The sequence below is a fragment of the Lacibacter sediminis genome, from assembly GCF_014168535.1.
GTDB lineage: Bacteria > Bacteroidota > Bacteroidia > Chitinophagales > Chitinophagaceae > Lacibacter > Lacibacter sediminis.
Map to the genome: position 1 here is coordinate 2600285 of NZ_CP060007.1, position 25217 is coordinate 2625501.

The 25217-nt window shown below is 40.1% G+C and carries 12 protein-coding genes; 11 read left to right on the plus strand and 1 reads right to left on the minus strand.

The window, feature by feature from the left end:
- Positions 1-307 precede the first annotated feature (307 nt).
- From H4075_RS11070 to H4075_RS11120, 11 genes are all read left to right on the plus strand, one after another.
- Entirely contained in the window at positions 308-3415 is a 3108-nt protein-coding gene (locus tag H4075_RS11070) for a SusC/RagA family TonB-linked outer membrane protein (protein WP_182800915.1), read from the plus strand.
- Positions 3416-3475: 60 nt separating this feature from the next.
- A complete protein-coding gene (locus tag H4075_RS11075) occupies positions 3476-5431 on the plus strand; it encodes a RagB/SusD family nutrient uptake outer membrane protein (RefSeq protein ID WP_182800916.1) in 1956 nt (651 codons plus the stop codon).
- Between the two features lie 373 nt (positions 5432-5804).
- Positions 5805-8042 carry a fasciclin domain-containing protein gene (locus H4075_RS11080; protein ID WP_182800917.1) on the plus strand — a complete coding sequence of 746 codons (2238 nt, stop codon included), beginning with the start codon at positions 5805-5807 and terminating at the stop codon, positions 8040-8042.
- 25 nt (positions 8043-8067) lie between these two features.
- Complete coding sequence (locus H4075_RS11085; RefSeq protein ID WP_182800918.1) at positions 8068-11331, plus strand: SusC/RagA family TonB-linked outer membrane protein; 3264 nt, start codon at positions 8068-8070, stop codon at positions 11329-11331.
- 11 nt (positions 11332-11342) lie between these two features.
- Positions 11343-12896 (plus strand): RagB/SusD family nutrient uptake outer membrane protein, encoded by a 1554-nt coding sequence (locus H4075_RS11090; RefSeq protein WP_182800919.1) that lies wholly within the window; start codon positions 11343-11345, stop codon positions 12894-12896.
- Between the two features lie 15 nt (positions 12897-12911).
- Positions 12912-14609, plus strand: a complete 1698-nt coding sequence (locus tag H4075_RS11095; protein WP_182800920.1) for a fasciclin domain-containing protein — start codon at positions 12912-12914, stop codon at positions 14607-14609.
- A gap of 42 nt (positions 14610-14651) precedes the next feature.
- Positions 14652-16079, plus strand: a complete 1428-nt coding sequence (locus H4075_RS11100; RefSeq protein ID WP_182800921.1) for a fasciclin domain-containing protein — start codon at positions 14652-14654, stop codon at positions 16077-16079.
- A 25-nt stretch (positions 16080-16104) separates the two neighbouring features.
- Positions 16105-19290 carry a SusC/RagA family TonB-linked outer membrane protein gene (locus tag H4075_RS11105; protein ID WP_182800922.1) on the plus strand — a complete coding sequence of 1062 codons (3186 nt, stop codon included), beginning with the start codon at positions 16105-16107 and terminating at the stop codon, positions 19288-19290.
- 47 nt (positions 19291-19337) lie between these two features.
- A complete protein-coding gene (locus tag H4075_RS11110) occupies positions 19338-21083 on the plus strand; it encodes a RagB/SusD family nutrient uptake outer membrane protein (RefSeq protein WP_182800923.1) in 1746 nt (581 codons plus the stop codon).
- A gap of 186 nt (positions 21084-21269) precedes the next feature.
- A complete protein-coding gene (locus H4075_RS11115; RefSeq protein ID WP_182800924.1) occupies positions 21270-22622 on the plus strand; it encodes a glycoside hydrolase family 88/105 protein in 1353 nt (450 codons plus the stop codon).
- Positions 22623-22626: 4 nt separating this feature from the next.
- The gene (locus H4075_RS11120; RefSeq protein WP_182800925.1) at positions 22627-23961 is read left to right on the plus strand and encodes a rhamnogalacturonan acetylesterase; all 1335 of its coding nucleotides are present in this window, start codon (positions 22627-22629) and stop codon (positions 23959-23961) included.
- Here H4075_RS11120 and H4075_RS11125 read toward each other — a convergent pair whose 3' ends face one another.
- Complete coding sequence (locus H4075_RS11125) at positions 23962-25215, minus strand: glycoside hydrolase family 43 protein (protein ID WP_182800926.1); 1254 nt, start codon at positions 25213-25215, stop codon at positions 23962-23964.
- Positions 25216-25217: the final 2 nt, after the last annotated feature.

Consider the following 25217-nt stretch of genomic DNA (forward strand, 5'->3'; position numbering starts at 1 on the left):
GTTAATTAATTAAGGTTCAATATTAGTTGATTATAAAATGCACAGCATCCTGCTGCATCCTGAATTATAAATAAGTTGTTGGCTTTTCAAATTTCGATTCGGGCCGTACTGTAAAATTATTCATGTACACTTTGGTATCCTTTTCCCAAAAAATATCGCATGAAATTTGTGACTATTTAAATCAACTGCTGAAAGTTTCGGGAACGATTGCGTAAAAAAACAAGCTGTTACAGGATGGTGCAGGATAGGGTCGCTTAGGAATTCATATATTTTTATTTGTCTTTTAACCATAACAATTGCTGCTTATATGAAATTAAAAAATCAGGTACGCTCCTGCGTATTACTATTGCTGTCATTTCTATTTGTCACCACTTCTTTTTCACAAAACACATTTAAAGTTTCAGGTAAAGTAACCGATGATGCAGGTAAAGCTGTTTCAGGAGCAAGTGTTTTAGTGAAAGGAACAACAATTGGTACTACAACAAATACCGATGGTGGTTTTGAACTAAATGCGCCTTCCGGAAAATCAGTCTTGGTTATTTCTTCGGTTGGTTTTGCCGATCAGGAAATTGCTATCAACGATCGCAGTTCCATTAATGTATCCTTAGTATCCGGTGCATCCAACCTTGAGGATGTTGTGGTGATCGGTTACGCATCTGTCAAGAAGAAGGATGTAACAGGCTCTGTTGCGGGCATCAACCAGAAAGAAATCAGATCAAGGCCTGTTGACAATGCTCTAATGGCTATGCAGGGTAAAGTTGCCGGTGTTGATATCACCTCCAATGAAAGGCCGGGCCAGATCGGTAGTATTAATATTCGTGGTGTACGTTCACTTACTGCGTCTAACACTCCACTTTTTGTGGTTGATGGAATTCCATTAACGACAGGTGGAATTGATTACATCAATCCAAATGACATCGAGTCAATTGATGTGTTGAAGGATGCATCAGCCACTGCTATTTTTGGATCAAGAGGTGCAAATGGTGTTGTAATTGTTACAACTAAGCAAGGTAAAGTGGGTAAAGTGCAAGTAAATCTTTACAACTCTGTTACTTTCGAAACTATCAGAGACTGGGCACCCATTATGTCTGCGTCTGAGTATATTGATTTTCGTCGTTGGGCAGTTTATTACAGCAACCCGGCAGTTCGTCCAAGAGGTGATGCACCAACAATTGCCAATGACCGGGATATTTTTCTTGCAACAGCAGATCCAACAGCCTGGAAAAATATTAGCAGAGGCTGGGCTTCCGGCACATGGGATGGCTCAAAAGTTGCCAACACAGACTGGACAGGCTTAGTATCGCAAACAGGTATTACTACTGATAACACCATCAGCGTTAGTGGAGGTACAAAAAACATTAAGGCGTATGGTTCATTCGGGTATTTAAATAATAGAGGCACATCTCTCGGTCAAAAATTTACAAGGTATTCAGCAAAAACCAGTGTGGATGTACAAGCTACCGACTGGTTTAATATGGGTGCCAGTATGAATGTTACTTATGGAATCCAGGAGTTTGGCCAGTCCAATCTCATCATTGGTTCATTTGTCGGTACTCCTGCTACCAGTATTTATGGTTCAGCCAGGGGGTTATTCAAATGGGCACAGCCTTACGATTCTGCCGGTAACAGGATCCTTTATCCCGGTGGTGATGTGGCTATAAAAACGGTAGTAGGTGAACAGAATTTTACACAAGATCAAAGATCAACGCTGCGTGCATTCGGAAGTCTTCATGCACAATTGGATTTTGGAAAAATTCATCCGGTTTTAAAAGGGTTGAAATATCGCATGAACTTTGGCCCTGACTTTTCAAGCTATACGAATGGTGTTTATATTGACGGGCAGTCAGCAGCCAGCAGCGGTATTAACGGAGCATCATTACAGGAATCCAAAACATATTCATGGACATTGGATAACCTCGTTTACTACGATAAAGAAATTAAAAAACACAGTTTTGGTCTTACGTTGTTACAAAGTGCTACAAAGTTTCATGCTGATCCTGTAAATCGAATTACAGGTACAGGCATTCCGTTTGCCAGCCAAAAATGGAATGCGCTTCACAACGGTGTACTTCCTGCTACTAATTTAACAGTTGCGCAAACTTCTGATTTGATCGAGCGTCAGTTAGTAAGTTACATGGCCAGATTAAATTATGGATTTGATGATAAATATTTATTGACTGTATCTGTACGTTCAGATGGAGCTTCGCAGCTTGCAGATGGAAATAAATTTGATCTGTTCCCAAGTGCTGCTGTGGCATGGAGAATCAACAGAGAAAACTTTATGCAGAATGCGGGATGGCTGAATGAATTGAAACTTCGTGTTGGTGTAGGTGTTACAGGTAACTCAGCAATTGATGCTTATAAAACAAAAGGAAGAACATCGCCCTTCTTTTATCCTATAGGTGGTGCTGTTAATGCAGCGTCACTTCCTGTTGTAGAGTTTGCAAACAAAGATCTGCGTTGGGAAAAAACAACACAATACAATGTTGGTCTTGATTTCTCTATATTCAAAAGTAGAATTTCAGGTGTAATTGATGTTTATACTTCACAAACAAAAGATCTGTTAATGGCCCGTTTAATACCCAGTGTTACAGGCTATACTACAACATTTCAAAATGTAGGAGAAACTGCAAACAAGGGTATTGATATTAACGTCAATACGATTAATGTAACCACTAAAAACTTTCAGTGGACAAGCAATATCAATGCTTCATGGCAAAAGGACAGAATAGTTACTCTCGCAAATGGTAAACAGGATGATATTAATAACAACTGGTTTATTGGTCAACCGAATGGAGTAATTTATGGTTTTGAATCAAACGGTATGTGGCAATACGCCGATACAGCAACAATGCGCAAGTTTGGTCTCAATGGCAACACGTTTACACCGGGTCAGGTAAGGCCCATTGACCAAAATGGTGATAACAAAATTGATGCAAACAACGACCGTACAATTATTGGTCACACAAGACCCCGTTGGATAGTAGGTATGACAAACAATTTCACTTATAAGAACTTTGAATTGTCAATTTTTATTTACGGCCGCCTAAATTATTGGTTTAGTACAGGTGGTGAAGCTCAAACTGCACGTGGCAACCAGCGTCAGATCAGTTACTGGACAGAGAATAACCAAAACAGTGAATATCAAAAACCTTTTTATTCTGTAGGTTCGGGTGATAACTATTCAGCTTCATTAGGATATAAGAAAGCGTCGTTTTTGAAAATCAGGAACATTTCTGCTGCGTACAACGTTCCCGCAAAGCTCCTGACGAATATGCACATGTCAAGTCTTCGTGTGTATTTCCAGGCGGCTAACCCTGGTATGCTGTTTTCGCAGATTAAGTTCATGGATATGGATGCAGTATCAATGTTCTCTAATCGTGGTTATACTTTTGGAGTTAACGTCGGATTTTAAATTGACTATTACTTGTTGGTAAATGTCTGTTACAACTATCAACAATAAAAAATATAAAAGATGAAAAATAAAATACTTAAAATAAGTCTGGTTGCCACCCTGGCGGTAATGGTCGCCACTTCGTGTAAAAAAACATTTTTAGATGAGAATCTTCAAACCATAAGGGATCTGGAGTATTATAAAACAGATGCGGGTATCCAGCAATTGGTTAATGGCGCCTACCACCAGGTATTTGCTACACCTTTTAATGGTGAAATGGCTTTTTCCAACATGTGCTATGGTGTGGATGAGTTTCGTGTAGGTGGTGATCCTTCAAACGGTATGTACAATTCCTACGGCAATACGTTTGGTGCATTTATTACGCCGAATAATGGAAATACAGTAGCAGCAAATGCCCAGTGGGATAATTTATACATCGGTATTGGGCATGCCAATATGATCATTGAAAATGCAACTGCCAGTGCGTCCACTGCTGATGCGATCAAGAAAACTGCTTTGGGAGAAGGTTATTTTTTACGTGCCTATAATTATTTAAGGTTGGTTAGCCAGTATGGAGCTGTTCCGTTAAAAACTAAACCCAGTACAGCTGTTGAACTTGAATTTACACGTGCCACTCCCAAGGAAGTATATGATTTGATTATTGCTGATTTTACACAAGCGTATAACCTCTTAGGTAATGGAGGTTCTCCTGCTAAAATAACCAAAGATGCGGCAGCACATTTTCTGGCAAAAGCGTACCTGAGTCGCACAAGCGAAATCAACGATTCATGGAATTCTTCAACAAAAGCGGCTGACCTGGCTGCAATCGTTCCGCTATGCGATGCTGTAATTGCCAACCACTCATTAGCTCCCAATTTTGGTGACCTGTGGCGTTATACAGCTCCTAATGGTGCTAACGAAAACCTCAGGGAAATCATTTTGTCCGCACAGTTTACATCAGACCTATCTGCAAGTGGCTCAAATACACAGCATTTATATTTTGTTTCCCGTTACGAAGATATTACTCAAATGCAAAGGGATCTTAGTGGCGATCGTCCGTTCAGCCGCTTGGCACCCACCCATTTTATGTACCGGATCTATGACATGCAAAACGATTCAAGGTTTTGGAAATCATTCAGGACAAAGCACAAGGTTAATGCTGCTGCTCCAACAGCACCTTATGTGCAGGGTGATTTAGGAATTATGTATGTTATTAATCAACCCGGAGATACCCGGTTTTCTGCAAACCTGTTAAATAATTCGGTGGTATATAGCGGAACCGGTAAAACGATACCCCATGTTTATATTGCGTACAGGAATGGGCAAACAAATGATATCGGATGGAATGATACCCGTAAGTTCCCCTCATTAAACAAGTACATGGATGGTTCACGCACAGCAGGCTTTAACGATGTAAGAGGGCTCCGTGATATTACACTTGCCCGTTCTGCTGAAACTTATTTAATTGCTGCAGAAGCAAAAATACGTGCAGCTAAATTAGGCACCGGATCTTATAGTGATGCCTTGGTTTACATTAACACTGTAAGAGCGAGGGCGCAATATGCCAATGGCGAAAGCCGTTCGGCTTATTATGATGGCGGAGCTGCACCAAGCAGCGCACCTCAATCGATTCCCCCTTCTTTTTTCCCTGAGAATTCTTATTACGAATCAAATAATATTCCTGTTACAACTGCTGCTTCAGCAAGTTTAGCTGTTACTAACATTGCAACATTACCGGCAAGTGATGAGTATATTATTAATCTGCTTGGCTATTCATCTACATACGACAGGATGTTATGCTTCTTGTTAAACGAAAGATCCAGAGAGCTTGCGGGTGAATATTTGCGCTGGCAGGATCTGTCACGCACCAAAACATTGATTGCCCGTGCCAAAGCATTTAATCCTGATGCTGCCCCCAACATTCAAGACCGTCATTTATTGCGCCCAATACCGCAAACATTCCTTGATGGTATTCAGTTAAATGGTGTAGCATTAACCGGAGCACAAAAGCAGGCAATGCAAAACCCAGGTTATTAATTAATTCTAATGTTAAAAAAAGCTGCTCCGTGAGCAGCTTTTTTTGTGCCCATTTTTCGGCATCGATTGCGTAAAAGCTACTCCTTTTCAGGATGGCACATGACGGTTGACTGTTATACCTACGTTAATTTAGTACCGTTAACATCAGTATCGATTGCTGTTCGATGCTGGTAACAATGAGTTGATTGCTAAACAAAGATTGCTGCTGTATGACCTCTGCTTCAAAACTTGCTGCTGTACATTGCCTTTTCCGGCATCAGTTTTCTTCTTTACAGTGTTCTTCAGCTGATTTTTGCAAACAATCGATTTCCCCTTTATATCTATTCCGAAATTCTGTATTTATCAAACGAAATAAGAAATGATCTGTAGCATTATGTCTAAGAAAGTAAAACAGGTGTTCTTTTTTTTGGTGACGATGACATTGTTCTTTGCCTGCCAGAAAAAATTCGACAAATTTTATGAGCGTCCTGACACATTGGATCAACCCATTTACCAGCAACTGCAGGCCAAAGGCAAGTTTGGTCAGTTCCTCAAGTTGATTGATAAGGCAGGGTATAAGCAAACGCTTTCTACTGCAGGTTACTGGACACTCTTTGCACCGCATGATTCTGCAGTTACTGTTTATCTCACACAAAACAGTATTGCAAGTGTTGATGCAATTGATTCAGCTTCGGCAAGAAAGATTGTTACATATTGCCTGGTGTATAATGCATTTAAGCAGGAACGGATCTCTGATTTCCAGAGCAATCTTGGTTGGGTAGAAAATGCGGCTTTTAAACGTCGTACTGCAAATTACACCGGCGTCTATGATGCGGTAAATTTAAGTGGCACACCCATAAAAGCTATTGCGTCAAACAGAAATACGATAGGAACATTTTCTTATGTTGATGCGGACAATAATAATAAGCATATCCCCATTTTCGAAACCGGGTTCATGACCGGTAAAACCTTAACTGCAACTGATTACAACTATTTCTATCCAACATCAACATATACCGGTTTTAATGTTGCTGATGCCAAAGTGGTAGAAAAAGATATTGCTGCTGAAAACGGAGTTATTCATGTAGTTGACAGGGTGATCACTTCTTTACCAAGTATCGATCAATACATTGGCAGCAACCCAAAATATAGTGAGTTTAAAAAATTGATGGACAGATTTCTTGTGGCTTATGTATTAAATCAAACCGTAACGCAGAATTACAAGAATATTTACGGAACATCAACTGATGTGTACACAAAAGTATTTGTTCCCAATATCGCTTTTTCACCAAATAACGAGAACTTCCTCAAGCAACAGGATAACGATGCTCAGTCTGATACATACACCATGTTTGTGCCTGAGAACGCAACACTTCTGAATTACATCAACACTGTTCTGTTAGAACATTACCCAACTGTTGAATCGTTACCTGTAAATATCATTTATGATTTCATGAATGCACATATGTGGCGCACTGCAGTATGGCCTTCCAAATTTGCCAGCACCTTCAATTCTGTTGGTGAAGAAGCAAGATTTAATGCACTGACAGATATTACTGATAAAAAGGTATTGAGCAACGGTATTTTCTATGGCACAAACAAAGTGCAGGATGCAAATGTGTTCAGCAGTGTTTACGGTAAGGCTTATTTAAACCCTGCCTATTCAATGATGACAGGCTTGCTGAATCTTGATCTGAAATTCCAGATATCAAATATTTATCAGAATTATACCTTGTTCCTGGTGAGTAATGCAGCACTAAACGCTGCCGGCTACAGATCAGATCCTACAGTTAGTAACAATGTAAATGAACAGTGGCGCTATACACCGCCAAATGGTGGTGCTGATGTAGTGGGCCTATCGGCATTGGTACGTCTGCAACGTATTCTGAATATGCATGTGATTCCGGGAAGAGATATTACGTCAGCAATTGCTCCGGGCGTGGCTCAATCTTATTCAGGTGAATTTATTAAGTTCAACGATAACCAGGTGGTTGGTGCAGGCAACGGAGATTTCGGCACAACGGCGAATGTTGTTGATAAAAAAACAGCCAAAAATGGCACGGTTTATTATCTCGACAAAATTCTTCAGTTCAGCGATACGCTCGTTGGCCGGCATATACAAAAATTAGGAACAACGCCAACACCGGCAACTTCACAATACAATTCGTTTTATCAATATCTTCTCAATTCCACAATTTTTAACGCATCAACCCGTGAAATACTACAAGTGGCATCAGGATCATTCTATACATTCTTTATCCCTGATAACGCAGCTATATTAAAGGCTGTTAATGATGGCTATTTACCCGGTACCGGCACGGCGCCAAATAAAGTACCGCTCTTTAATCCTCCACTTGCTGCTGACAAGGAAAAAGTTGCCAACTTTATTTATTACCATATTCTCAATAAGAAAAATATTGCAACAGATGGACAGGAGAGTGGAACGTTTGAGACCATTTTCAAATTTCCAAACGGCGACCCGTCATCCATCTTCGTCAACAATTCAACACCCAACTCAATTATTCTGAATGACATGATGAGTCGCTCTGCGAATGTCATTCAAGCTTCAAGTAATCAATTGAGCAACAGGTGTACGATTCATCTTATTAATAACTACCTGCGTTATAACTAAACCAATGACCCAAACAATGCAAAGTATGCGGAATAAAATTATCCTGATCTTTTCCTTTACGGCATTTCTTACCATTCTCAGCTTAGCAGCAGTGGCGCAGGAAGTTGTAAGAGGAAAAATTACAGACAAAGAAAACAAACCATTGCAAGGTGTATCGGTTTCTGAAATGGATGCTGATAACCGTATTGTAAAAGGTACGCAAACAGATATTGAAGGAAATTTTGTGTTAAAGAATGTAAACCCGAAGAACAGAATATCTCTTTCCTACATCGGTTATAAAACAGTTACACAGCGATTAAATGGTCGTGCTGTTCTTAATCTTTCTTTGGAAGATTCACAAGGTGACCTGGGAGAGGTAGTGATCATTGGCCGTCCTTCAACATCAAATGGTATGGTGAACATTCCTGAAAAGAATCTTACAACTGCTGTGGCAAAGATCAATGCTAAAGAATTGGAAGAAATGCAGGCACCAAGTATCGACCAGGCATTACAAGGTCGCTTAAGTGGTGTTGATATTACTGCATCAAGTGGCGATCCGGGTGCAGCTATGAATATCCGCATTCGTGGTGTATCATCCATTAACTCTACCGGTATTCCAATGATCGTTTTGGATGGTATGCCGTATGAAACAGAAATACCAAGTGATTTTAACTTCGGTACTGCTGATGAACAAGGATATGCTCAACTCTTAAATATTTCTCCCGCTGATATTAAAGATATTACTGTGTTGAAAGATGCAGCTGCAACCGCTATCTGGGGGGCAAAAGCTGCAAACGGTGTATTGGTGATCACAACAAAACGTGGTAGTATTGGTAAACCTTCCATCAACTACACATTTAAAGGTTCTGTGTCCTTAGTGCCAAAGCCTATCCCATTGTTAAATGGCGATCAGTATTCTACATTGATCCCTGAAGCATTCATGAACAGGATAGGTACTTCACTTAACACAACTGTTAACCGTGAATTTAATTACGATCCCAATGACCCTTACTGGTATTACAATTACAGTAATAACACAAACTGGATCGATGCTGTTTCAAGAACAGGTTATCTCCAGGATCATACTGTAAGTTTAGCTGGTGGCGGTGAAAAAGCAAAATACTTTGCATCTGTTGGCTACTTCGATCAGAAGGGTATTACCATTGGTACAGCATTGCAACGTATCAGCACCCGTATCAATCTTGATTATACTGTATCTGAAAAAATAAAATTCTTTACCAGCTTTTCATTCACGCATTCAAACCAATCAAGAAACTATCTCGGTTCAAACTCAGCAAGTGGTGAAGCTTCCATACGTGGTATGGCTTATATAAAAATGCCAAACATGAGTGTGTTTGAATATGATGCGTTAGGCAATCTTACCACTAACTATTTTTCACCTGCTGCAAACACACAGGGACAATACAGCCGTATCTACAATCCGGTTGCCATGGCTGATAAGGCAAAGTATTCAGTATTGGGTGACAGGGTGATCCCACGTTTCCAGGTTGATTATGACATTGTGAAAAAAGTATTGAAAGCTACATTCGATATTCAGTTCGATATCAACAATACAAAGAACAACAGCTTCCTTCCGCAAATTGCAACAGGACGTCCAAATACAGAAACAGTTGTAAACCGTGCGTATGATGGCGATATCGATGCCTTCAGTGTTGGAACAAAAACGAGCCTGGTTTATACACCTCAGTTTAAAAGCGACAAGCACAGTGTGCAGGCATATATGAATGTGCTCACTAACGATTATACAGCAGTTTACCAGGAAGTAATGTCATCGAACACAGCCTCTTCTCTGTTGGTGGATCCTTCAATTTCGTCAAGAACACAGAATAATGATCTCAGAGCTGTATCTGGTCAATCACAAACACGCTCGGTTGGTGCATTAATTGGTGCCCAATACAGCTTTATGGATAAGTACCTTTTTAACGCTACAGTTCGTGGCGATGGTAACTCACGCTTCGGCCCAAATTACAGGTATGGTGTGTTTCCATCTTTATCATTTCGCTGGAGAATTTCCGGAGAGAATTTCCTGAAAGATGTGGAGAAGATCGACGATATCAGCTTCAGAGCGAGTTATGGTATTTCGGGTGAAGCACCCCGTTATGATTACCTGTTCTATAACACGTACACCACATACGATTATGCATACCTCGATCAGGCAGGTATTTATCCTTCACGTATGGAGTTAAAGAACCTCCGTTGGCAGAATTTGCATGGAACAAATATTGGTTACAACTTCAGTTTGTTTAAAGGGCGTTTGCGTATGGATGGAGAGGTATACCGTAACAGAACAAAAGACTTGTTCTTCGATGGTTTACAGATCGCTTCGTACACAGGTTTTAATTCATTGTTCATGAATGTGGGTACAATGGATAACCAGGGTTGGGAAGTTGCTGTATGGACACAGCCTTACAAAACAAAGAACCTTACAGTTGGTTTTGATTTTAATATTTCAGGTAACCAGAATGTGATTCGTGAAATTTCTGAATTCTATCCTGCACAACGTGGTGATGTAACAAAGAACGGCGAGTATCTCCGCCTGTTACAGATCAACAACCCGTTTGGTTCTTTTTATGGTTACAGATATAAAGGTGTTTATAAAGACAAATCATCAACCATTGCATCGGATGCAAAAGGTAATCCGATCATAGGCCCCAATGGACAAACCATCTACATGCGTTTCAATTATCCGCAAACAGATTATATTTTCCAACCGGGTGATGCGATGTATGAAGACATCAATAACGATGGCAACATCAATTATATGGATGTTGTGTATCTCGGTAACAGTAATCCTAAACTTTCAGGTGGTTTTGGTCCGTCAATTACATGGAAGAATCTGCGTATTACATCTTTCTTCAGCTTCCGTTGGGGGTATGATGTAATTAACGGTACAAAGATGAGCACAACCAACATGTACAATTTCGATAATCAAAGTACAGCCGTGTTAAGCCGCTGGAAAAAAGAAGGTGATGTAACTGATATGCCACGTGCATTGATCGCTGGTGGTTATAACTGGTTGGGTAGCGATCGTTATGTGGAAGATGCATCTTATATCCGTTTCAGAACAATTACCGCCCGTTACAATTTTGATAAGAAGTGGTTGAAGAAGATGAACATGAAATCAGCCAGTTTTTATATCACAGCTGAGAACCTGTTCACTTTCACCAATTACTTAGGTCAGGATCCTGAAGTGTCAATGCGTGGTTCAGATCCGTTCAGGGTTTCTTATGATAATTCAATGACGCCACCGGCAAAAAATATTACGCTTGGTATTGTTGCGGGCTTCTAATTAAAATAATTATGAAAAAGAATATCATACTATCTTATTTACTGTTTTTTGTTTTCGCCGTGAGTTTTACGGGTTGTAAAAAGTGGCTGGCATTAAAGCCGCAGGATGGAATTGTGAAGGAAGAATTCTGGAAAACCAAAGAACAGGTTCAGGCATCTGTGGTTGGCATATACTCATCTATGATGGAGTACTCAACCGGATCATATGGAAATGTTAACTATGTTCCTTCAATGGCCGAGTTATTGTTTATTTGGGGAGAAGGCAGGGCTGATCATGTTGCTAATGCCACAGCTTCAAGCCCGGATGACATTGCACTGATCAATGTAAATATTCAACCAACCAATGTAAATGCAAACTGGCGCCCTTTTTACCGTACCATCAATTTCTGTAACACTGTAATTGAAAAGGCTCCGGAAGTACTTGCTAATGATAATACATTTACACAGGCACAACTTGATCAATACCTGAGCGAAGCATTAACCATCAGGGCGTTGATGTATTTCTATCTTGTTAGAACATTTGGCGATGTGCCGTTAAAAACGGATGCTACATTAAGTGATGAGAATATCACGCCTATTCCTAAATCACCAAAGGCAGATGTTTTCGCTCAGATCGTAACAGATCTGAAACTGGCCGAATCAAAAGCGGTTACTACATATGGTAATGTTGCTTCTGATAAAGGAAGAGTAACTGTTTACACGGTGAATGCTATTCTTGCAGATGTTTATCTCTGGATGGAAAAGTATACAGAAAGTATTGCTGCATGCGACAAGATCATCAATTCCGGAAAGTTTGGTTTAATAAGAGGCGCTACAAAAAATGGCCCGGTAGTGGAATACAATGAAGATTGGTTCAATACACTTTATTACAACGGCAATTCCAATGAGGGGATATTTGAATTGCAATATAGTCAACAACGTCTTAATCCATATTTTCCGATTTTTTCTTCAAGCATAAGTGCAAGAAGATGGACAGCCATTCCTGATCTTATGGACAGAGTGTTTACGGTTGATTTTGCCGATCCGAATAATTATGACATGCGTGGCGATGGTGGCTCTGTAAGGGCTGCAACATCAACTGTGTGGAAATACGTAGGTGCATCAGCAACCGGGTTACGTTCTATCGATCAGAGTTATGCTCATTGGTTCTTTTATCGTTATGCAGATATTTTATTGATGAAAGCCGAAGCGCTTAATGAACAGGGTATGGGGCAGGATGCTTTGGATATTGTTTACCAGGTTCGTGAAAGAGCAAACGCTCTTGATGCAACAGACCTGATGCCTGCAGCGAATGACAAAAACCTGATCCAGGATTTTATCATCGAAGAACGTGGAAGAGAATTTTGCTTTGAAGGTAAACGTTGGTATGATGTACTTCGCAATGCAAAACGCAACAATTATCAGCGTATTGGTATCCTGCTTAGTATGGTAGCTATCAGTGCTCCTTCCAATCTTCAGCAATCGGCACAAGCGAAATTTAAAGATATCAATAGTCATTACTTGCCGATCTATCTCTACGAGATACAAACAAATAAACAGTTAGTACAAAATCCATTTTATAAATAATTGAAACCTCGTTTTATGAAAAGAAATATTGTTCTTGCCATGGGTTTGATCGTTGTTTTAGCAATGATGTTTTCAGCACCTGGTTGCCGGAAACTGAAGATTGAAGAAGCAACAACCGAGGATGTAAATATTGTGGGATACCTGGATAAAAACCTTGATTCATTTTCACTGTTCCGACAGATCTTAGACAGAACAGGAAACTCCGCATTCTTGAATGCATACGGAGCGTATACAGTTTTTGCCCCAACAAACAGTGGAGTGAAAACTTATCTTACAAAAATTGGCGCCGCTTCAGTTGATGCAGCTGATCTTAATACGTTGAAAGATATGGTTCGCTTGCATTTGCTTGAAGATACCATTTACACCAACTCATTTACTGATGGCAAACTGCCGGTTATTACCATGTATGGCCAATACCTTGTTACTGCAGTTGCGAACTCAGAAGGCGTATCAAGTTATTTGATCAACAGACAAGCAATTGTTCAACGCTCGAACGTGAAAGTAGGGAATGGTATCATTCATGTAGTAAATAATGTATTGACACCCGCCATTAAAACTATTGCCAAGCAACTGGAAGATAATCCTAACTATTCCATTTTTGTGCAGGCATTAAAGGAAACAGGGTTCTTTACAAAACTCAACACCGTTGACAGTGATACATCAAAGAGATGGTTAACTGTTTTTGCAGAAAGTAACCAGGCTTTGGCTGATAGCGGTATTACAAGTTATGCGGCTCTGAAAACAAGATATTCTAAAACAGGTAACCCGGCCAATGCAAACGACAGTTTGCACATTTATGTAGCTTATCATATAACACAGGGGCTTAAATTTTTGGGAGACATTATCTCTACACCAACGCATATCACATTACAACCACAGGAAGTGATCAGTGTGAAACTGATTGATCAAAAAGTTGTATTAAATGAAGATGAGTTCAATGGTGTGCTGGAAAAAGGAATTATATTAAACAGAGATAAGAGTGATCTGGCAGCTACCAATGGTGTTTGGCATGATGCTGCAGCACATTTCCAGGTGAAATACAGAGCACCTTCGGCACTTTATTGGGATGTTTCTTCTTTTGACGAGATCAAGAAATTGCCGGCTTATTACAAAAAGGCGAACTACAATTTTGCCCGACCAACTGAAGCAGACAATCCAATAAGAGATCATTACTGGGGTTGGGGACCATTGGCGGGAACAAATACATTGTCTTATCTCTATTCAAGTTCAAGTTCGGTTTCAAACTATTCAGTAAATAATGATGTAAACATGCTGCCAATGGGCTTGCCAAGCCGGCCAATATGGTGGGAAATGAAAACACCTCCTATCGTCAAAGGCAAGTATAAAGTGTGGATCTGTTACTCATGGCAAAAACAGTCATCTAGTTCAAACATGCTTTGCCAGGTTTCAGTAAATGGAGTGATCATGCAACGTACCATGAACTTTACTGAAGCAAGACCAATTGGTACTGATGCAGAACTGGAAGCCATTGGCTGGAAGCGATATATTGAAAATGCCGGTACAGGTAACAGACAGGCAGCAAGACAGGTTGGCGTTATTGAGTTTACAACCACACAACAACAAACCATCCGGATTACCCCATTGTCTGGAACGCAGAATAATAACAACCTTGATATGATTCACTTTATCCCGATCGATCAGGATCAGATATTGCCAAGATTCAGACCGGATGGAACAAAGGTTTATCTCTAATAATTGAAGAACGACTCGACTGATAAAATAAAAAAATAATAAATGAAGAGCAGGTATAAAAGTTTGTTACTGGTTGCTTTGGGAACGATGCTGCTTTATGGTTGCAGTAAAGTAAAAGAAGAGCGCAATGCCATAACGGATGAATCATTAAAGATCACGTTGTTTGAATTGGTGAATGCCAACCCAGATCTGAGCACATTCGCAAAATATCTTGTGCAAACAGGATATGATAAAGTATTGAATTCTTCAAAAAGTTTTACAGTGTATGCTCCGGTTAACAGTGCGTTGGCCACATTAGATCCGGCGATTGTTAACGATGCCGCAAAGCTGAAATTATTTGTAGGTAACCATATTGCAGGGCAGCTTTACCGTACAGCCGATGTTCCTGTTCTCACAAGGGTCGGTATGTTGAACAGCAAGTACAACAATCTGAAGGGCACACAAATTGGTGATGCTGTGATTAAGAATGCTGATAAATATGCCGCAAACGGATTGTTACAGGTAATTGACAAATTTCTTCCTGCTTTGGATAACAGTTGGGAAGTACTTTCAACAAGTGCAGATATACCGTTGAAGCAGAAAGCATTCATGCTGTCGCTTTTCAGAAATGTATTTGACACAAGCAATGCAATTATTATTGGTGTTCATCCAACTACAGGCGAACCTATTTATCAACCAGGTACCGATTCAGTATACACGAATCTTTTCTGGAATCGTGTACATGATCTTAAAAACGAACAGAAGCAGTATACTTTGTTTGTACTCACAGACGCAGCATGGGATTCGGAGGTAACAAAGTTTAAACCTTACTATGTTGTTACGAATAATGCAGACAGTAATACTCTGGTTACAAGCTGGAATGTGGTGAAAGATTTTGCCGTTGACACTTTGTACGGCAATCCTTCTGCAATTCCTGATACTATTACATCAGAGTTTGGAACGAAGCTTCCTGTTGAGCGTTCGGCTATTGTAAAAACGATCAAGACAAGCAATGGCATTGTTTACATCATGAGCAAAATGAATGTACTCCCTGCTTCAAAAATGAAAACAATTCTGATAGAAGGTGAAAGTTATACCTCTACCAATGTAGACAGGAGAGGAAATACCTATTTCCGTGATCGTATTAATACACTCACCGGTAAAGATTTTCGTGATGTACTTGTTTTGGGTCATAACTCCAGCGGTTTTAACATTCGTTACGAGTTAAAAGAAATACCCTCTATAAAATACAAGGCATATTGGATGGCTTACAACGATTTTCAAACAGCGACATATACACAAAAACTGGCTATTGGTACGGTTGCCTCAGCAACTTTTGCAATGACGAATGTTGTTGCACTCAACTTCAACGAAATATATCTCGGTGAATTTACAATGAGTCAATATGCGCCTTTGTATAATATTTATTTAGTTGCAAATGGAACCAATCCAATTGTATGCGATTACATTAAACTCGTACCAAGCTTATAATAAAGGAACAAAAAAGATATTCGTAATGACAAAAACTAACTTACATAAACTGCTTTTAACATTGTTGCTGTCCGGGGGAGCTGTTTGCATGCAGGAATTAATGGCGCAGCAAACTCAAACTGTTAAGACAGATTCAACTAAGGCAAAAGTAAAATTGCCATTAACAGGTGTTGTTACAGATGCCGCAACAAAAAAACCACTTAGTGGTGTACGGGTTGCAGTAAGAGATTTTTCTGCTGCAATTACAGACGATGCTGGCGAATTTACATTAAACGTGCCCGCATATACTGCTGATGTTGAAATAACGGCAGATGGCTTTGCAAAAAAACAAGTGTCGTTAAAAGGAAGCAAGTCAATTACTGTTGCGTTGTTAAGCCAGCCGGCATCAACTTTCCAGGATGAAGTAACCCTTCCATTTGGCAAGATCATGAAACGCAATTTAACCGCAGCTGCTGTTGGTTATGATGCAAACAGTGAATGGCGTCGTCCGTTTGAAATTACTGATGCTGCTTTGCAAGGCAAGGTAAGTGGATTGAATGTTATACGTCGTTCAGGTACACCTGGTATTGGCGCAAATCTTTTTTTAAGAGGTTTTAATTCTCTTTATACCAGCAATGCTCCGTTAGTTGTTGTAGATGGAATTGTATACGATATCAATGATTATGGTTCAAGCATTATTGCTAACAACTATACCAATCCTCTCGCTCTGATCAATGTGCAGGATATCGATAACTACACAGTAGTAAAGGACGCATCTTCGATCTATGGTGTGAAAGGTGCAAATGGAGCTATTATCATTACAACATCAAGAGCAAAAGAAGAAGCAACCGCCATCGACTTTGGAGTGTACACCAGTTATAACCAGGCTCCTGATCTCATGCCGGTAATGAATGCCCATAATTACAGGATCTACTTAAGCGAGATGTTGCAAAGTAAAGGGATGTCGTCTTCAACTATTGCAGCATTACCTTATATGAATGATGATACTGCGTCTAATTCTTCTTACTATCGCTATCACAACAATACAAACTGGCAGCGTAATGTTTTCAACAATAGTGTCAATCAGAATTATTACCTGAAAGTAACAGGTGGTGATAATATTGCAACGTATGCATTAAGTGTGGGCTTCAGCAAAAATGCTGGTGTAATTACAAATACAGATCTTACACGGTATAATACACGCTTCAATGCTAAGTTTAACTTTTCAAAGAAATTCACCGGGGAAGCAAACCTCGCATTCAACTATAATCAAACAAATTTAAAATACCAGGGTGTAGTTGAAAAAACCGGTGCCTTATACACTGCTTTAACAAAGTCTCCATTCCTTGGCCCCAATGAAGTAAATGAAAAAGGGGTGCTTTCTCCTAACCTGGAAGATACTGATATACTTGGTGTAAGTAACCCTTCTGCATTGATCAATAATATGCAGGCTTATAACAGATACTACAGGTTTATGGGTTCTTATAAATTCAGTTACGATTTCAACAAATCATGGTCGGCATCAACTCTCTTTGGTCTGGTGTTCGATAAAGTGCGTGAAAATATTTTTGTGCCACGTAAAGGTGTAGCCAATGATACATTAAGCAGCTTTGTTGCAGACAGCCGTCTTGGTACACAGGTGAAACGTTTGTTTTCTGTATTCTCTGATTCAAGAATTGAGTTCAAAAAAACGTATAACCTGCGCCATAGCTTTTCTTCAAGATTAGGATTGCGGTACCAGCACAACAAAGCACAACAGGATTTTACTTTAGGTTACAACTCTGCTACCGATGAATTGATCAGCGTGCAAAACGGTATTAATGCATTGCGTCAAACAGGTGGTGGAATTGGCGAATGGAACTGGATGAATACTTACTTTAATGCAGATTATGGCTATAGAGATCGGTTGTTTTTCAGCTTTAATGCCGCAATGGATGGTTCTTCAAGATTTGGATCGCAAGTAAAAAATGGTGTAAATATTGGTGGTAACAGATATGCTGTAATGCCATCAATTGGTGCTGCCTGGTTACTTTCATCTGAAGGCTTTATGGCAAACACTACGCTTGATCTGTTGAAGCTTCGTCTTACTTACAGCATCGCAGGTAATGATGATATTGGCAATTATACAGGACGTCAAACATATGGATCACAAAACCTTCTAGGTATGCAGGGGCTTGTGCGTAATGGTATTCCTAACCCTGCCATCCAATGGGAAACAAACAAGAAATTAAATATAGGTGTTGACCTTGCTTTCTGGAACGAACGTATAAACGCAAGTGTTGATATATATAACAACAAAACCGAAAACATGCTGGTATACGAACCACTGGCAGCTGCAACCGGTTTTGAAAAAGTGCTTGCCAACAGTGGCAGCATGAAAAACAGCGGTATTGAATTTGCTGTAAATGCACGACTTGTTAATCAAGCTAAGTGGAAATGGGATGTAGGGTTGATGATCGCAAAAAATACAAACAAAGTGGTGTCGATCCCCAGTGGACAAATGACAACTGAATACTCTGGCGCAACCATCCTAACACAAAACTCGCTCCAGTCAACTCTCTTTTATGGTTACATCGCAAAGGGTGTTTTCAGCACTGAACAAGATGCAGCTAACTCAGGATTGAAGAAAAAAAATGCTGACGGTTCTTATACAAACTTCAGAGCGGGGGATGTTCGTTTTTTTGATATTAACAACGATAACATCATCGACGAAAAAGACAGAAGCATCATTGGTATTCCAACACCTGACTTTTTTGGAAGCATCAATACAAGAGTTGAATACGGTCGCTTTTCATTAGATGCTTTATTTACATTCTCACAGGGAAATGATATTTTCAACTTCCTGCGTTACAAACTTGAATCAGCAAGTGGAATAGAAAATCAATTGAATAGTGTTGTAAACAGATGGAGAGCAGAAGGACAAAGAACTGAAATGCCTAAAGCTACCTTTGGCGATCCGATGGGTAATAACCGTTTCAGCACACGCTGGATCGAAGATGGTTCTTATTTCCGTTTACGTAGTGCTTCCATTACTTATGCGATACCATTCAAAGATAAATTCATTAAGAATGCATCTGTATACCTCAGCGGAACCAATCTGTTTACACTGACAAGATATACAGGTTACGACCCTGAATTCAGTGCATCACCAAGCTTATTTGCACAAGGTATTGATACAGGTCTCGATCCGTTATACAGAAGTATTACACTTGGAGCACGGATAGGTTTGTAAGAAGGTATGTTGTTTAAAAAATGTGAATCTTAAATCTTACTTCAGTTATGAAGAAAATAAAGTTGATAAAATCTGTTTTGTTTGCAACGCTGCTGTTGAGTTTTGCCGGTTGTAAAAAAGTGTTTGATATAAAGCCGGAAGAGCAGCTCGATGAAAGCAATGCTTACCAGAACGTGTACGATGCTGATGCAGCAGTGGTAGGTATTTACGGAAAGTTCATGGGACTGGCCGAGCAATATGTTGTATTAAATGAATTACGTGCCGATTTGCTTGATGTAACAGTTAATTCAAATGAAAGTCTTCGTCAGTTAAGTACACATAGTGTAACGGAGAACAATCCATATGCAAGTCCGAAGCCTTTTTATGAATTGATCCTCAACTGTAATGATGTACTTGAGCATTTTAAAGTAATGGTTGCTGAAAAGAAAATGACGGAAGATCAGTTTAACCAACGCTATTCAGATGTTGGCGCATTACGTTCATTTGTTTATCTGCAACTGGGCATTCATTTTGGATCTGTGCCTTATATAACAAGTGCTTTGAAAAATGTTGACGAAGTAAAGAATGCCGGCAATTTCCCCCGTATTCCGTTTAATTTATTGCTTGACAGCTTGGTTAATTTTACAGAGGCGCTTCCATTTAAAGATGTTTACCCAACAGGTACTAATCTTAATATTACAGTAGATGGTTTCCCAACAGAAAAATTTTACATCAATAAACGTTGCCTGTTAGGCGATTTGTATTTGTGGAAAAATGACTTTGTAAAGGCAGCTACATATTACAGACAAGTAATGGAAGTAGCAACCACCGGCACAGCAGGAGAAAACTATTACTCTCAATATAAAATGGGCTGGTGGGGCACTGGTGCTGCACCTCACTATGTTTCCTATACAAGAGCTGGTGATGCTTCAAGTTTAATTTATAATGATGGATGGCGTACCATGTTTGAAAATACGTGGACATCCGATGGTTTCCGCCGTGAATGGATCTGGGCATTACCTTTTGACAGCAAATTCAAACCCGATAATTCGCTGATTAAATTATTCTCCCCGATAGGTGGAAATTATCTTGTACGCCCTTCACAGGAAATATATGACATGTGGGATGGCGAAACGCAACGTGTTGCTCAAGGAGGTTCTATTCCTTACGATGCTCGTAAATTATTAAGTACAATGACAATTGGTGGCCAACCTGTTGCCATGAAGTATTTGTACAATTACATTGGTTGGAATACTGCGTCCGCTTTAAATCCATTGCAGAAAAATGGCAAATGGTTCCTGTATCGCCAAACACACCTGCACATGCGTTTTTCTGAAGCAGCAAACAGGGCGGGAAAACATTTATTAGCCTGGGGCTTATGGAATGGTGGTATTCGTAGTGCCTATCCTAACCCAATTTCTGATGTAAGTCTTTATCATAACACATTATGGGAACCGTACCCTTTCAATTTCGATGCAAGAAACAGTGATAATAGTGTGCCTTATTTCCGTGCCGACTGGTATCGTAATCTTGGAGTACGTGGCAGAGCAAATATGATCAACGTAGCTATTCCAGCTTCAGATAGCCTGTTAAGTATTGAAAGTGGCATCATTAAAGAAGGTGCATTAGAAAACGCATTTGAAGGGACAAGATGGGCTGATTTATTACGTATTGCTATCCGTAGAAACGATCCTGCATTTATTGCAGATAAAGTATATAACAAACTGATCAAATCAGGGATCTCATCAGGAGCTGCTTCAACAGCAAGAGCAAAACTGATGACAAAAGATTATTACCTGCCATTTAAATGGTAAAATAGTTTTTCAGCAAGCAATCGATAGAAAAGGGCAGGAGGTAAAATACCTGTCTTTTTCATTTAAGTAATTACCGTGATTCGTTCAATACAGCACAGCAGCCAACGAAAACGATTAAGTTGAATACTCAATTCTATTCAGCAAAGACATGATATATTTAGCATATCAAACACAAACCAAATTGCCATGAAAAGAATAATTGTAAGTGTGGCTTTGCTTACAGTAACAGCAGCCAATGCACAGGTTAAAACCAAGCCAAAACAAAACGATGTAACAACTCCTTTGCATGCCATGAAAGTGGACTATCCAAGTCCGTATGGTGCTCCTTCAAAGGAAAGTGTAAAAGCCGTTGTAGATAAAGTATATAACTATCTGAATGCGGTTACGCCTGCTGAGATGATGAACAAGAAAACAGGTGCGGCTGTAACCGATGTGAATGCATTGGATACAAACACTGTGTTGAAGCAAGGTGATTTTCGTTTGACCAGTTACGAATGGGGGGTTACGTATTCTGCATTTCAACGGGCTGCCGAAACAACCGGTGACAAAAAATATGCTGCGTATGTAAAAACGAGATATGATTTCATGGCGAAATGGATCCCTGCCATTCAAAATAAATTTTCGTGGGAATATATCCGAAAGAAGGGATTGTTGTCGCAGCCAATCAATCCACATGCCTTGGATGATGGAGGTGCGGTTTGTGCATCTATGATCAAAGCACAAAACAGCGGCTTAAGTAATAATCTGCGTCCAATCATCGATCATCTTTCGAATTATGTCATCAACAAAGAATACCGTTTGAAAGATGGCACACTTGCACGAATGCGTCCGCAGGCAAATACACTTTGGCTTGATGATCTGTATATGGGTGTACCTACTATGGCCTTCATGGGCAAGCTCACAGGCGAAACAAAATATTATGATGATGCAGTGAACCAGTTGCAGCTTTATACCAAACGTATGTTTAATAAAGAGAAAGGTGTGTATATGCATGGCTGGGTAGAGAGCATGGAACATCATCCGGAATTCCGTTGGGCAAGAGCAAACGGTTGGGCATTGATGACGATGAGTGAAATGCTGGATGCATTACCCGAAACACATCCCGGCAGAGCATTTGTATTGCAACAATTCAAAGCACATGTAAATGGTTTGATGCAATACCAGGATGGCACTGGCTTCTGGCATCAGTTGTTAGACAGAAGCGATTCTTATCTCGAAACATCAGCTACAGCAATTTATGCGTATTGCATTACCCATGCTATCAACAAAGGATGGATTGATGCAATGACGTATGCACCAACAGCCATTCTTGCATGGAATGCAGTAAGCACAAAAGTAAATGCACAGGGACAGGTAGAAGGCACCTGTGTTGGTACAGGTATGGCTTTTGATCCTGCGTTTTATTATTACCGCCCGGTGAATGTGTTTGCTGCACATGGATATGGCCCGGTGATTCTGGCAGGCGCTGAAATGTATCAATTATTAAGTCAGTTCAAATTTGTGATCAACGACAGTTCACTGCAACTGTTGAAACAATAAGCACATGAAATTTTCTGCTCTTTTTATTACTGTTTTATTGATGTGTTGTTCTGTGAAAGCACAACAACCCAGTTACAAGTTTGATTTTGGTAACGAACGGCCAACCAAAGGATATATCAGTATCGGTGAGGGATCAAACTATACAGAAGAGCTTGGTTATGGTTTTACAAATGGATCGCAGGTAAAAGCGTTCGATCGTGGCGGCAACACATTAACCGGCGATTTTATTACATCTGATAAGCCATTTTATTTTTCGGTGAAACTGCCCGATGGTAATTATGATGTGAAAGTCATTCTTGGCGACGCCAAAGGAACTTCCGCTACAACAGTTCGTACAGAATGCAGACGATTGATGCTGGAGAATATCAAAACAGCAAAAGGCAAAATCGCTACACAAAATTTTACGGTGTATGTAAAGGATAGCTTGATCCGTGATGTAAGTGGCAAAGTCATTTCCAAAGTGCGGTTAAAACCAAGAGAATCTGAATACCTGCATTGGGATAATATGCTGACGATTGAATTCAACGATTCTTTACCGAAGGTTTGTGCAGTAGAAATCACTCCGAACAAAACAGCTACCACGATTTTTCTTGCAGGCAATTCAACAGTAGTTGATCAAAGCAGGGAGCCATGGGCGTCCTGGGGACAAATGATTCCCCGTTTTTTTGTTCCCGGCAAAATAGCAGTTGCTAATTATGCCGAAAGCGGAGAAGCATTGAATTCTTTTCTCAGCGCCAAACGTTTGGAGAAAATTTTGAGCGTCATGAAGCCGGGTGATTATTTATTTATTGAGTTCGGTCATAATGATATGAAGCAAAAGGGAGAGGGCATCGGCGCATTTACTTCGTATAAGAAAAACCTGCAGCGTTATATCAGTGAAGTAAAAAAGAAAGGCGGTATTCCTGTGCTGGTGACATCTATGCATCGCAGAAGATTTGATTCAACCGGGCATATCGTTAATACATTGGAAGATTATCCTGATGCGGTTCGTCAAACAGCTAAGGAAGAAAATGTGGCATTGATTGACCTCAATGCAATGAGTAAAATATTGTACGAAGCATGGGGGCCGGAAAAATCCATCAAAGCATTTGTTCATTATCCGGCGAATACATTTCCCGGGCAAACAACCAAGCTGGAGGATAACACACATTTCAATACCTATGGTGCTTATGAACTGGCGAAGTGTATTATAACCGGTATCCGCCATCAAAACTTACCGCTTGCAAAGTTGATCAAAAAAGACGTTCCTGTTTTTGATCCTGCAAAGCCATTGGCATTTGAAAAGTTTTATTGGCCAATGAGTTCGTTTGTTACGGCTACAAAGCCAGATGGGAATTGATTATTTCGTAGCAGGGTAGGCAGCCTTCAATGTTGTTGCTTCAGCAGCAGTAATTGGCAGAATGGTGCCATGCTTGGGTAATGGATTCGGAAAGTTGGCAGGTACAACTTCCCACTTCGGGTTCTCTAAATTTTTGGTACGCAAAGCCACATAGGTTTTTGTTGGTATCCATTTCTCAATCCATAAATAGAAAAAGTCGCCATTCACATCACCGGGATTCGACTTAAACACAAGCGGCGCTTCCGTTTCGGGAACACCTGCTTTTGCACCAATGCAATAATCCACCGTTTCCCATTCATTACGAAGTGCACGGAGATTTTTTGAACGTTCTAAAACGATATCATGGCAATTGTTATGTGCTTTATCAATTGATTTGGTGAAGCGATAATACCAATCGCCAACCTTTGTTACAGTGCAATCGATGCGCCACTCATCCGGTTGCCAGATCTGTGCTTCAGTGAATGTTACAAAGTCTCTTGTAGTGGCATACATGGGCGTATAGTATTTATTGCTGTCGAGTTTCGATGTCCAGAATACAACATATGCACCAATCGACTTATCCCAAAATGCCTCAGGTGCATACGTGTTCTGCACATTTGCTGGTGAAACCAACACATCTCTCTGTGCCGACCAATTAACTAAATCATGCGACTCCCATACCTGGATATAACGTTTACGGTCAGGGCCTTTTTCTCCTTTGAACCATTTGAGATCAGTCGCCATGAGGTAATAGGTATCTCCTTCAGGTGAGCGTATAATATGCGGATCTCTTAAACCTGTTGTGCCAATGTTTGAAGTGAATACAGGCTTGCCGCCATTCAGCTCATGCCAGTCCAATGCGTTGTTACCATTCGAAAGACTGAAATGTATTTTCTCTTCTGTAAAAGTGAAATGAACAAAAAGATAAGCCTCATCTGCTGCTTTCTTAAACGCCTTTACAATACGAACCGTAATATCTTTTGTTGCTGTAGCTGTGCCTTTTTTGATCGTAGCACGCAAGATCACGTTTACATCTTTACTGTTGGGCCGTTTGACTTCTCCGCTTGCTGTGATTAGTTTTTTATTGGCAGATGACCAGGTAATAGTTGCACCGTTGAGAGTGGTGGGCAATGTTAAGTTGCCGTAAGCTGCATTAGCGTTAACGATAGTGAGTTCAGCCGCAACCGCTTTTACAACCAACTCATCATTGCTTTGCGCTGATAAATGAGCTATAGCGACAAATGCAAGTACGATTAGTGAAGAAATTCTTTTCATAA

Coding starts and splice junctions, on each gene's coding strand:
- H4075_RS11070 (WP_182800915.1), top strand. CDS start 308: ATGAAATTAAAAAATCAGGTACGCTCCTGCGTATTACTATTGCTGTCA.
- H4075_RS11075 (WP_182800916.1), top strand. CDS start 3,476: ATGAAAAATAAAATACTTAAAATAAGTCTGGTTGCCACCCTGGCGGTA.
- H4075_RS11080 (WP_182800917.1), top strand. CDS start 5,805: ATGTCTAAGAAAGTAAAACAGGTGTTCTTTTTTTTGGTGACGATGACA.
- H4075_RS11085 (WP_182800918.1), top strand. CDS start 8,068: ATGCGGAATAAAATTATCCTGATCTTTTCCTTTACGGCATTTCTTACC.
- H4075_RS11090 (WP_182800919.1), top strand. CDS start 11,343: ATGAAAAAGAATATCATACTATCTTATTTACTGTTTTTTGTTTTCGCC.
- H4075_RS11095 (WP_182800920.1), top strand. CDS start 12,912: ATGAAAAGAAATATTGTTCTTGCCATGGGTTTGATCGTTGTTTTAGCA.
- H4075_RS11100 (WP_182800921.1), top strand. CDS start 14,652: ATGAAGAGCAGGTATAAAAGTTTGTTACTGGTTGCTTTGGGAACGATG.
- H4075_RS11105 (WP_182800922.1), top strand. CDS start 16,105: ATGACAAAAACTAACTTACATAAACTGCTTTTAACATTGTTGCTGTCC.
- H4075_RS11110 (WP_182800923.1), top strand. CDS start 19,338: ATGAAGAAAATAAAGTTGATAAAATCTGTTTTGTTTGCAACGCTGCTG.
- H4075_RS11115 (WP_182800924.1), top strand. CDS start 21,270: ATGAAAAGAATAATTGTAAGTGTGGCTTTGCTTACAGTAACAGCAGCC.
- H4075_RS11120 (WP_182800925.1), top strand. CDS start 22,627: ATGAAATTTTCTGCTCTTTTTATTACTGTTTTATTGATGTGTTGTTCT.
- H4075_RS11125 (WP_182800926.1), bottom strand. CDS start 25,215: ATGAAAAGAATTTCTTCACTAATCGTACTTGCATTTGTCGCTATAGCT.